This is a genomic window from Mycobacterium sp. (assembly GCF_049585075.1).
Taxonomy (GTDB): Bacteria; Actinomycetota; Actinomycetes; order Mycobacteriales; family Mycobacteriaceae; genus Mycobacterium.
This window is the reverse complement of the sequence record NZ_JBAUZA010000016.1, coordinates 1-10,802: the sequence shown is the minus strand read 5'-3', so window position 1 is coordinate 10,802 and position 10,802 is coordinate 1. Positions and strand designations below refer to the sequence as shown.

The 10,802-nt window shown below is 65.8% G+C and carries 12 protein-coding genes; 11 read left to right on the top strand and 1 reads right to left on the bottom strand.

What is annotated here, in order from left to right; all coding sequences use genetic code 11:
• From hypF to WB785_RS00875, 7 genes are all read left to right on the top strand, one after another.
• The coding region (hypF, locus tag WB785_RS00905) for a carbamoyltransferase HypF (protein WP_424076825.1) at positions 1–1,727 on the top strand (1,727 nt) is incomplete at its 5' end.
• Positions 1,724–2,440, top strand: coding sequence for a HypC/HybG/HupF family hydrogenase formation chaperone (locus WB785_RS00900; RefSeq protein WP_424076824.1), 717 nt, complete (start codon positions 1,724–1,726; stop codon positions 2,438–2,440). The genes hypF and WB785_RS00900, both read left to right, overlap by 4 nt.
• Complete coding sequence (locus WB785_RS00895; RefSeq protein ID WP_424076823.1) at positions 2,440–3,105, top strand: D-sedoheptulose-7-phosphate isomerase; 666 nt, start codon at positions 2,440–2,442, stop codon at positions 3,103–3,105. Before WB785_RS00900 ends, WB785_RS00895 begins: the two co-directional genes overlap by 1 nt.
• A complete protein-coding gene (gene hypE / locus WB785_RS00890) occupies positions 3,102–4,214 on the top strand; it encodes a hydrogenase expression/formation protein HypE (protein ID WP_424076822.1) in 1,113 nt (370 codons plus the stop codon). Before WB785_RS00895 ends, hypE begins: the two co-directional genes overlap by 4 nt.
• 69 nt (positions 4,215–4,283) lie before the next feature.
• Positions 4,284–4,556: a HypC/HybG/HupF family hydrogenase formation chaperone gene (locus tag WB785_RS00885; RefSeq protein ID WP_424076821.1), complete on the top strand. Its 273-nt coding sequence runs from the start codon at positions 4,284–4,286 to the stop codon at positions 4,554–4,556.
• A gap of 11 nt (positions 4,557–4,567) precedes the next feature.
• A complete protein-coding gene (gene hypD, locus WB785_RS00880) occupies positions 4,568–5,707 on the top strand; it encodes a hydrogenase formation protein HypD (protein WP_424076820.1) in 1,140 nt (379 codons plus the stop codon).
• Entirely contained in the window at positions 5,704–6,456 is a 753-nt protein-coding gene (locus WB785_RS00875; protein WP_424076819.1) for a DUF6390 family protein, read from the top strand. The genes hypD and WB785_RS00875 overlap by 4 nt, the downstream gene beginning before the upstream one ends.
• Here WB785_RS00875 and WB785_RS00870 read toward each other — a convergent pair.
• Positions 6,453–6,941, bottom strand: coding sequence for a Fur family transcriptional regulator (locus WB785_RS00870; RefSeq protein WP_424076818.1), 489 nt, complete (start codon positions 6,939–6,941; stop codon positions 6,453–6,455). The two genes, WB785_RS00875 and WB785_RS00870, sit on opposite strands and share 4 nt — an antisense overlap.
• A gap of 31 nt (positions 6,942–6,972) precedes the next feature.
• Here WB785_RS00870 and WB785_RS00865 point away from each other — a divergent pair, with 31 nt between their 5' ends.
• The 4 genes from WB785_RS00865 to WB785_RS00850 form a co-directional block, all read left to right on the top strand.
• On the top strand, positions 6,973–8,091 hold the full coding sequence (locus WB785_RS00865; protein WP_424076817.1) for an alkaline phosphatase family protein: 1,119 nt from the start codon (positions 6,973–6,975) through the stop codon (positions 8,089–8,091).
• Between the two features lie 106 nt (positions 8,092–8,197).
• The gene (locus tag WB785_RS00860) at positions 8,198–9,316 is read left to right on the top strand and encodes a HoxN/HupN/NixA family nickel/cobalt transporter (RefSeq protein ID WP_424076816.1); all 1,119 of its coding nucleotides are present in this window, start codon (positions 8,198–8,200) and stop codon (positions 9,314–9,316) included.
• 248 nt (positions 9,317–9,564) lie between these two features.
• A complete protein-coding gene (locus WB785_RS00855; protein ID WP_424076815.1) occupies positions 9,565–9,864 on the top strand; it encodes a PE family protein in 300 nt (99 codons plus the stop codon).
• Positions 9,865–9,874: 10 nt separating this feature from the next.
• Positions 9,875–10,802, top strand: a 928-nt coding sequence (locus tag WB785_RS00850) for a PPE family protein (protein ID WP_424076814.1), incomplete at its 3' end; no start/stop codon positions are given.

Below are 10,802 nucleotides of genomic sequence, written 5' to 3'. Positions count from 1 at the left end.
CCGAACGGGTCCACGGATCCGACGCGGCGCTGGCGGCCAGCCAGCGGGCACTGGCCGCGCGTGCGGTGGTCGCGATCAAGGGCATCGGCGGCTACCACCTGGCCTGTCGAGTCGACGACGAGGCGGCGGTCGGCACGCTGCGAACCCGAAAAGCGCGCGGCGCCAAGCCGTTCGCCGTCCTGGTGCGGGATCTCGATGTCGCTCGCCGTTACGCACATATCGACGACACCGAAGCCGCAGTGCTCTCCAATGCGGCCCGGCCAATCGTGCTGCTGCGGCGCCGACGGGACGCGCCGGTCGCTGACGCCGTCGCACCCGGCAGCCCACTGCTCGGACTGATGCTGCCCTACTCGCCGATCCATCACTTACTCCTCGCGTCCGTGCCAGGTGCCGAAGCACCGGTACCCGACGCGCTGGTGCTGACCAGCGCCAACCGCTCCGATGAGCCCATCTGTTTTACCGACGACGATGCCGCGCAGCGTCTTCCACCACTGTGTGACGCCCTGCTCGACCACGACCGGCTGATCCATGTGCCCTGCGACGACTCGGTGGTGCGCGTCGTGGACGGTCGCGAACTGCCGATCCGCCGATCCCGCGGATACGCGCCGCTGCCCGTCGACCTCGGCCGCGACGGCCCAGCGGTGCTGGCGGTCGGCGGCGAACTGAAGAACACCTTCTGCCTCACCGACGGCGCGCGCGCATACATGTCCGGACACATCGGTGACATGGAAACGCTCGAGACCCTACGGGCATTCGAGCGCGCGGTGGACCAACTCAGCGAAGTCCGACACCAGCCAATGCGATTTGCCGCCGACCTGCATTCCGGTTATCACACCCGCGGTTGGGCGGAGCGCCACGCGGGTGATCGACCGGTCGACTTGGTTCAGCACCACCACGCGCACGTGGTGTCGCTGCTCGCCGAGCACGGGCGCATCGGTGAACCCGTCATCGGGGTTGCGTTCGATGGCACCGGCTATGGCTGCGACCAAACAATTTGGGGCGGCGAAGTTCTCAAGCTCGGGCGCGACAGCCAGCGCTTCGTCCGGGTCGGCCACCTGTTGCCGGTACCGCTGCCAGGCGGCGATGCGGCCGTGCGGAATCCGTGGCGGATGGCGCTGTCTCAGCTATGGATGGCCGACATCGACTGGACACCGGATTTACCCCCGGTCATCGCCGCTACGCCCGCCGAACTACGGCTCACACGTTCACAATTGGAGAGCAACGTGGGTTGCGTCCCATGTTCGAGCATGGGCCGACTGTTCGACGCGGTCGCTTCCCTGCTGGGGGTGCGACACCGGGTCGATTACGAAGCCCAGGCGGCGATCGAGCTCGAGGCGCTCGCCCAATCGATCGGCGACACCCCTGGACCGAGGCTACGAATGACGGTACGCGCCGACGGGGTGATCGACCCCACCGACATGCTGCGGACGATGGTGTCGGCGCTACGCACGGGTACACAACCGGCGGTGCTGGCCGCCGAATTCCACCAGGCGGTCGCTGCTGCCGTCGCCGAGGCGGTCGGAATGGCCGCCGGGCCGACACGGCTGGTGGGCCTCACTGGCGGGGTGTTTCAGAACGTATTGTTGCTGAGTGCTTGCTGTAACCAATTGCAGCAGCGCGGATTTGAGATTCTGACCCACCAAACGGTACCACCCAACGACGGCGGGTTGGCGCTGGGTCAGGCCGTGATTTCTGTGCTGACCGCGCTGGAAGAGGCTCAGTCGTGACTACCACCACGGCGATCGATCGGGGGCTTGGCGCCGAGCTGGCAGCCGATCTGGCCGCGACCGCGTTCACGCTTGCCAAGCGATTCGCGGCGGGCGCGACCATGTGGTCCATCGCGCCGTCGTGGGAGCCCCACGCGCTGCACATCGCGGTCGAGTTCGTGCATCCCGTGATCATGGGAAAGCGGGCGCTGCCGGCTGTTGCGCTGACCGGACCGAACCTGGTCGACTTGGTGCGCGTGTCGGTTCGGCCGGGCGACATCGTGATCGGGGTTGGTGCCGCCGATAACCGCGAGCTGCGTTCGGTGATGCGCCGCAGCCCGGCCTGGGGCGCCACTACGATCTGGATCGGCAATGGCGAACGGCCGCCGGCCGGGGTGGCCGATCACGTGCTGTGGCTCGACGACCCAGACCCGCGCGTCCCCGCGACGGGCGGCTTTGTGCTCTTCTATCACCTGTTGTGGGAGCTCACCCACGTTTGTTTCGAGCACTCGGGATTGCTCAAACCCGAATGCACCGAAGAGGTTTGCGTCACGTGCAGTGATGAGGGACGCATGGGTGAAGTGGTGTCGCCATCAGCCGACGGGATAGCCGCGGTCCGCACCGCGCGCGGCGTCGAGAACGTGGCGACGACGTTGATCGATCCTGTCGCCGCGGGCGAGTTGGTACTGGTGCACGCCGGCACCGCGATCAGCCGCATGGAGGAGGACGCGTGATGGCTGAAGAACCCACCAACTTCCTGTATCCGTTCATCGATGCGCAGGAAGACAACTCGGAATCATTGCTTGCCGATCTCACCGCGTCAGCGCAGTCAAAGGCTGCCGAGAGCCTGGCGCTGCGGCGCACCACACTGGAAGCCAACACCGAGCTGCTGGAGCAGGCCGCTACCGAGATGGCACGCCGGTTTGCGGCCGGCGGGCGGCTGTTCACCTTCGGAAACGGCGGCAGCTGCACCGATTCCACGACGTTGGCAGCTATGTTCGCCCGTCCGCCAGCTGGCAAGCCGTTGCCCGCGTGGTCGTTGACGGCCGATCAGGCGATTATCACCGCGCTGGGCAACGACGTGGGGTTCGAGCTGGTGTTCGCCCGCCAGCTGATCGCCCGCGCGAAGCCCGGTGACATCGCAATCGCGATGTCGACCAGCGGCAATTCGCCCAACCTGCTCACCGCGCTGGCCGAGGCACGACAGCGTGATATGTACACGGTCGGTTTCGCCGGATATGACGGCGGCGCGTTCACTAACAATCCAACTGTGGACGCCTGCTTCATCGTTCGCTCACAGAGCGTGCATCGGATTCAGGAATCGCAAGCGCTGCTGGGCTACCAGCTGTGGCTGGCCACCCAGCAACGGTGCGACGGTCGAGGTTTGGGGGCCGCATGAGCATGTCAGCGGGTGACTACCTGTCATCGGGGCCGCGGTTCGCCGAGGGCGAGGTGATCGAGCGGATCGAGTCGTTCCGCAGGCGTCGCCCCCGGTTGCTCGACGACCACGTGAACCTGGCACACGGGGCGGGCGGAAAGGCCTCGGCCGCGCTGGTCGACGCGGTGTTCTTGGAGGCGTTCCGCAACCCGCTGCTCGAGTCGCTCGGTGACGGCGCGGTGCTCACGCTGCCCGGTGGTGAGCGGCTGGCGATGTCTACTGATTCATTTGTGGTGCAGCCCAGACGTTTTCCCGGTGGCTCCATCGGCGATCTCGCCGTCCACGGCACCTGCAACGACCTCGCGATGGCAGGCGCAGTGCCGTCCTGGATCGCGGCGGCGTTCGTTCTGGAAGAGGGCTTTCCCATTGCCGAGCTGAAGGAGATCGTCGCCGACATGGCTGCCGCCGCAGCCAACGCGGGTGTGCAGATCGTCACCGGCGACACGAAGGTGGTGCCCAAGGGTGCCGCCGATGGCATGTTCGTCACCACCACCGGGGCCGGCGTCATTCCCGCGGGGCGCAAACTTTCGGCCGCTGCGGTATGCGCCGGTGACAAGCTGCTCTTGTCGGGTTCGATGGGCGATCACGGCATGGCGGTGATGCTCGCTCGGGGCGACCTGGCCATCGAAGCGGACATCCGTTCCGACACGGCGTGCCTTAGCCCGCTGGTCGAACTGCTGATGGCGTCCGCGCCGTCCACCCGCTGGCTGCGGGACGCAACACGGGGCGGGGTTGGGACGGTCTGCAACGAACTGGCCCAAGCATGCGGCCTCGGGGTGCTGCTCGAAGAGGAGCGACTGCCCGTGCGGCCCATGGTCAATGGCGCGTGCGAGCTGCTTGGCATCGATCCCCTCTACGTCGCCAACGAGGGCAAGTTCGTCGCCGTCGTCGCAGCCGACGAGGCCGAGGCCGGGCTGGCCGCGCTGCGCTCGCATCCGCTCGGCGGCGAGGCGGCCGAGGTCGGGGAAATCGTCACCGAACCGGCGGAAAGCGTGGTGTTGCGTACCGGGTTCGGCGGCACCCGGATCGTCGACATGCTCGTCGGCGACCCGCTGCCGCGGATCTGTTGAGAGCGTGGCGATCGCAAGCGCGGCGAAGCCGGGCGCAGCGGGTCGCCACAAGAGAGGAGGAGACCGCTCATGTGTCTTGGGATTCCGGGTCGGATCGTGGAGATCACCGACCCCGCAAACTATTTGGCGAAGGTGGACGTCAGCGGGGTGCAGCGCACGATCAGCGTGCGGCTGCTGGAAGGCGACATGCCCGAGCCCGACGACTGGGTGCTGGTCCATGTCGGGTTCGCGATGGCCAAGATCGACGAGACCGAGGCGCTACTGACCCTGGCCGCTGTCAAGAAGCTCGGCGAGGCCTACACCACCGAAGTCGAGGCCTTCGACTCGTCGGCGATTGTCTAAGGGAGGCGACGATGAAATTCGTTGACGAATTCCGCGATCCGGCCGCGGCCCGCAAGCTGTTGGCTGCCATCGAGCACTTGGCCGGAAGCGGCTCCGACCACTTCAAGTTCATGGAAGTGTGCGGTGGACACACCCACACCATCTACCGGCACGGCATCGAACACCTGCTGCCCGACAACGTCGAACTGGTCCACGGCCCGGGGTGCCCGGTCTGCGTCATCCCGATGGGCCGTATCGACGACGCGATGTGGCTGGCCGGCCAGCCCGACGTGATCTTCACCTGTTTCGGCGACATGATGCGGGTGCCCGGATCGGCCGGCAGTCTGCTGGACGCCAAGGCGCGCGGCGCCGATGTCCGGTTCGTCTACTCGCCGCTGGACGCGCTCAAGATCGCTGTCGACAACCCCGACAAACATGTGGTGTTCTTCGCCATCGGCTTCGAGACCACCGCCCCGTCGACGGCGGTGACGCTGGTGCGGGCTCGCGACCTCGGCCTGCGCAATTTCAGCGTGTTCTGCAACCACGTCACGATCGTGCCGCCGATCAAGGCCATCCTGGAATCACCGGACCTGCGACTGTCCGGCTTCATCGGACCCGGTCACGTCTCCACGGTGGTCGGCAACCGACCGTACCGATTCGTTCCCGAGGTGTACGGAAAGCCGTTGGTGGTGGCCGGATTCGAGCCGCTGGACATTCTGGCCGCGGTCACCATGCTACTGCGCCAGATCCGTGAGGGCCGCTGCGAGGTGGAGAATCAGTACAAGCGGGTGGTGCCCGAAAACGGCAACCCGGCAGCGCTGGCGCTGATGGGTACGGTGTTCGCGTTGCGTCCGCACTTCGAATGGCGTGGGCTGGGATTCATCTCGCAAAGCGCATTGCGGCTGCACGACGACTTCGCGGAATTCGACGCCGAGCTCCGATTCTCGATGCCCGGTGTGCGGGTCGCCGACCCCAAGGCGTGCCAGTGTGGAGAGGTGCTCAAAGGTGTGCTCAAGCCTTGGGAATGCAAGGTTTTCGGCACGGCCTGCACCCCGGAGACGCCGATCGGCACCTGCATGGTGTCACCCGAGGGCGCGTGCGCGGCCTACTACAACTTCGGCCGCATGCATCGCGACGCCGTGAAGCTGGTGGGATCCCCCGGGCGGGCGTGACGGTGGCTGCGTCGCCAGTAAACGACCGCGGGCCAGACATGTTCGCCCGCTACGCATATGCCCCCAACGCGCTGGGCTATTGCGGTCCACCGCTGGGGGCGACATTGCGCGACGGTTCGGTCGAGGATGTGCGACTCGCCGCAACGCAATTTTCCGGCGCCTGGCCCTACTTGCAGGTGCTCGCGAAGATGACCCGGATCGCCGACCCGCTGGATTACCGGCTCGTCGAGTCGTACTGGCTGGGGGATGGTATCGGCGCCGAGCTGGATCCGGATGAGTTCTTCCACGAGTTGCTCGCCATCATCGGCCCCAAGGCGGGCCGCTATTGGGGGCACCTCACCGCCGATTTGGCGTGCGAGGCGGCCGCCAATCACTGCTTCCATGTGTTCGGTGTCTATCCGTGGTCGCGCTTGCTGGGGCGCGGACTCGACGATCACCCGTTAAGTGTGCTGGATAATTGCCGGATCACCTGGGGGACAGTGCTTTCCCGCGACGGCGATGACGTCGAGGTGTCGTGTTGTCGGCTGGCGTGGGACGGACACGTGCTGGGCTTGTCCGAGCCGTCGGCACGCCGGCTCGACGTCTGGACCGACGGCTACAGTGCGGTGCCCGACGTGGTCGTTGGGGACGAGATTGCTATCCACTGGGGCCGGCTATGTGGCCGGTTGCAACCCGGCCAGATCCAGGCGTTGGCCGACAGCACCACCCGCCAGCTCAACGTGACAAACCAGCGGCTGGCGCACGTCTAGCCTCGCTGCGAGCGTTTGCCCGGCCCGTCACCCTGGCACTGCGGGCACAGTCCGTGCAGGGTGAGGCCGGCGCTTTCGGACAGCGTGAACGAACTGCCCGCCATCGCATGTTGGAGCGCGGAGGCCAGTCGTCCCGCGGGCACTTCGATGATCGAGCCGCATCGGGTGCACACCGCGTGATGGTGCGGATCGGCAGCCAACCCGTAGGTGGTGACCCCGCCCTCGATGGTCAGCGCATGCAACACACCCTGGTCGACCAGGGTAGTCACCGTGCGGTAGATCGTCGCCAAGTCCGGCGGCTGGTCTTCGGCGGGCATGCATTCGCGCAGCCGCTCGTCGATTTCCGCAACCGACAGATGACCGTGGACCGGCTCGAGCACGGCCAACACCGCGATCCGAGATGCCATCCGCCTGAGCCCGTGAGACCGCAGCAGCTCACCGATCCGCTCGGTGACGGCCGGATCCAATGCCGAAGGCTTGGCCACCCACCCAGTATGCGCCTGCCAAACTGGCGTGATGGCCGGATCGATTTGCGACGTGCTGCCCGCCGCGGCTGCGCTGCTTTCGTTTCCCGGCGCGACCGACGCGCTGGGAGTGACCGATTTGGTCGGCGAGGTGGGGCGCGTCGCGGTCGTGCTGGTCGACGGGATGGGTTGGCATTTACTGCCGGCGCTGGCCGCCGATGCACCGCTGCTGGCGTCGGTTCTGGCCGGCGATGCCGGACAGCTGGACGAAATCGCTTGCACCTTCCCGTCCACGACACCGACCAGCCTGGCGTCGCTGACCACCGGGGCCGCACCTGGCGAGCATGGGATTCTCGGCTTTACCGTCAAGCTTCCCGACTCCGACCGGGTGCTTAACCACATCTTTTGGGGCGACGATCCCCCGGCAGCCCAATGGCAGCCCGTCCCAACGTGGTTCGAGCGGTTGCAGCAAGACGGCGTCGGCGCCCAGGCCGTGCTGCCCGCGGCGTTTCTCGGCAGCGGCCTCACCGAGGCGGTATATCGCGGCGCGCGATTGCACCCGGCCAACAGCGACGACGACTACGCGCAACTCGTGGTCGACCAGTTGCGTGCGGCACCCGGATTGCTCTATGGCTATACCGCCAACCTCGACACCGCGGCACATCTGTTCGGTATCGAGTCACCGGAGTGGCACGCCGCCGCGGTTCGCGTCGATACGCTGTTGACCCGCCTGGTCGAGGCGTTGCCATCGGATGCGGTGCTGCTGGTCACCGCCGACCACGGCGGCCTGAACGTGCCCGCGGATGCCCGCATCGACCTCGACGCCGACCCGAGGCTGCAAGCCGGTGTGCGCGCGGTTGCCGGCGATCCCCGGGTGCGCTACCTGCACACCGAAGCGGGTGCGACTCCCGACGTGATCGCAGCGTGGCGCGAGCTGTTGGATGGGCGAGTCGAGGTGCGCAGCCGCGAGGACGCCGTCGGGGCCGGATTGTTCGGGTCGGTGCGATCCGACCACTTGGCCCGGATCGGCGATGTCGTCGTCAGCTGCGTCGGTGATACCGCAGTGCTGGCCACTAGTCATGAACCACCGGAAGTAGCTCGGCTGGTCGGCTTTCACGGCGCCGCCACCCCGGCGGAGCTGGCGATCCCGCTGATCACCTTTCAAGGTTGACCGGATTCCATAGCCAGCACATGCAAAAAATTTGCAGAATTCTTGCGAATCGTTCGCGGGTGGTCTACCCTCGTCGGCGGTCGGGTTTTTGAAGATAGGACGCGCCATGGCCGCTGACCCGCTCAGCAGGCAATGGTCTTCACTATCTCGGCTACGGTCCGCGTTGACGCCCGACGAGTGGCTGCGCCTGGGATCGATGTTCGCGGTGATCATCGCGCTACATGTGATCGGTTGGGGCACACTGGTACTGATTGTCCAGCCAGCGCACTTGAGCGTCGGAGACAAGGCGTTCGGGATCGGGATCGGGCTAACCGCCTACACGCTGGGACTTCGTCACGCGTTCGACGCAGACCATATCGCCGCGATCGACAACACCACCCGCAAGCTGATGAACGACGGGCAGCGGCCGCTTGGCGTCGGCTTCTTCTTCTCGCTTGGCCACTCGTCGGTGGTGTTCGGGCTGGCTGTGTTGATCGCCACCGGCCTCAAGGCGATCGTCGGGCCGGTCGAGCAGGACTCTTCCGCCCTGCACCACTACACCAGCTTGATCGGCACCAGCGTCTCGGGCGTCTTCTTGTGTTTGATCGCCGCCATCAATGTGGTGATCCTGCATGGCATTCTGCGAGTATTCGCGCGGATGCGCCGCGGCGAGTACGACGAAGACGAGCTCGAAGCACAGCTGAACAACCGCGGACTGCTCAATCGCTTGTTGGGCCGCTTCACCAAATCGGTGACCGCGTCCTGGCACATGTATCCGGTGGGTTTGTTGTTCGGGCTGGGTTTCGACACCGCCACCGAAGTCGCACTACTGGTGCTGGCCGGCACCAGCGCAGCAGCCGGGTTGCCCTGGTATGCCATCTTGTGCCTGCCGGTGCTGTTCACCGCCGGAATGTGCCTGCTGGACACAATCGACGGCTCGTTCATGAATTTCGCTTATGGTTGGGCATTTTCTAACCCGGTGCGAAAGGTCTACTACAACATCACGATCACCGGGCTCTCTGTCGTGGTCGCGCTGCTGATCGGCAGCGTGGAATTGCTCGGACTGCTCGCTGAACAGCTCAGTTGGACCGGCGGATTCTGGAGCTGGCTGGGCGGCATCGACCTCAATGCGATCGGATTTCTGATCGTTGGCCTGTTCGTGGTGACATGGGTTGGCGCCGTGTTGATCTGGCGCTATGCACGCATCGAGGAGAAGTGGACGGTGCAGCCCGAGCGCGTCGGCTGAAACGCGTCAAGAAGTCGGCTTGGCTTCCCGCCAGGCCGAGATCTCCACCGCACTCGAACGCAGTTCAAAACCGTTACGACTCTGCACGATGCACGGGCAGAGCCGGGTGGCCTGCTGTCTGGATGTGGCGAGGCCACGGCTAGACCAATGACCGTAGCTTTCCATCCGGTCCCCATAGTGGTACTTGCTGTCTGAAAACCGCCTGCGCTATGGCATTTCGGGGCCGGTGATTTACGAAGGAGCAGTCCATGTCGTTCGTCGATATCGTACCGGAAATGCTGTCCGCCGCAGCGAGCAATCTGCAAGTGATCGGTTCGGCGGTGAGCGCGCAGAATGCCGCGGCGCTAGTCCCAACCACAAGGCTGGTTCCCGCCGCCGCTGACGAGGTCTCCGCTTTGACCGCAATGCAATTCGCCGCACACGCGCAGATGTATCAGACGGTCAGCGCGCAGGCCACCGCGATGCACCAGATGTTCGTGACGATTTTGGCAACCAGCGCCGATTCCTATGCCACCACCGAAGCGGCCAACGCGGTCGCGGCAAGCTGAGGAGTGAGCAATGGATTTCGCAGTACTACCACCGGAAATCAACTCCGGGCTGATGTACAGCGGCCCGGGTTCCGCGCCCATGACGGCCGCCGCGGCGTCCTGGGACAACCTGGCAATCGAAATGTATTCGGCGGCGAGCAATTACGGATCGGTGGTCTCCAGCCTGACCAACGGCCCGTGGCGGGGTTCGGCGTCGGCGTCGATGGCTGCCGCCGCTGCACCGTACGTGTCATGGATGAGCACCACCGCGGCGCAGGCCGAACAGGCAGCGGGCCAAGCCAAATCGGCGGCCGGCGCCTACGAGAGCGCGTTCGCGATGACGGTGCCCCCGGCGGTCATCGCCGCCAACCGTACGTTGTTGGCCTCGCTGATCTCGACCAACCTCCTCGGCCAGAACACCCCGGCGATCGCGGCCACCGAAGCCCACTACGCGGAGATGTGGGCGCAGGACGCCGCGGCGATGTACGGCTACGCGGGATCGTCTGCGGCCGCTTCGACATTGACGCCGTTTGCCGATGCGCCGGCGACCACCAGCGGGACAGCGCCGGCCGCGCAGGCCGCCACCGTCGCTCAGGCGACCAGCACGGGTACGCAGTCGACGCTGTCGCAGTTGGTGACTGCGGTGCCCGCTGCGTTACAAGGGCTCACGTCGCCGGCAACGTCGACGTCGTCAGGGTCGGGACTGATGGACGTCCTCGACTTCTTGACTGGGAACGGATCCGGAACAGGGCTGTCGGCGATCTTCAACGACCTGTTCAGCTCGAATGGGTTGGGTTTGAACAGCAGCATCTGGAACACCATTTTCTCCTCGGGGTTCTACATGCCGGGTAACTGGATCGGGACCCTGTCGGAGATCCCCGGACTCCTCGGGGCTGGGACTGCTGCCGATGCGGCTGGGGCTGCGGCCGGAGACGCGGTAGGGGCTGCGGCCGAGGGGC

What these genes read in the sequence shown, in the direction of transcription:
- hypD (WP_424076820.1), top strand. Translation starts at nt 4,568, where the DNA reads ATGAAATTCGTTGACGAATTCCGCGATCCGGCCGCGGCCCGCAAGCTG.
- WB785_RS00885 (WP_424076821.1), top strand. Translation starts at nt 4,284, where the DNA reads ATGTGTCTTGGGATTCCGGGTCGGATCGTGGAGATCACCGACCCCGCA.
- WB785_RS00865 (WP_424076817.1), top strand. Translation starts at nt 6,973, where the DNA reads ATGGCCGGATCGATTTGCGACGTGCTGCCCGCCGCGGCTGCGCTGCTT.
- hypE (WP_424076822.1), top strand. Translation starts at nt 3,102, where the DNA reads ATGAGCATGTCAGCGGGTGACTACCTGTCATCGGGGCCGCGGTTCGCC.
- WB785_RS00895 (WP_424076823.1), top strand. Translation starts at nt 2,440, where the DNA reads ATGGCTGAAGAACCCACCAACTTCCTGTATCCGTTCATCGATGCGCAG.
- WB785_RS00860 (WP_424076816.1), top strand. Translation starts at nt 8,198, where the DNA reads ATGGCCGCTGACCCGCTCAGCAGGCAATGGTCTTCACTATCTCGGCTA.
- WB785_RS00855 (WP_424076815.1), top strand. Translation starts at nt 9,565, where the DNA reads ATGTCGTTCGTCGATATCGTACCGGAAATGCTGTCCGCCGCAGCGAGC.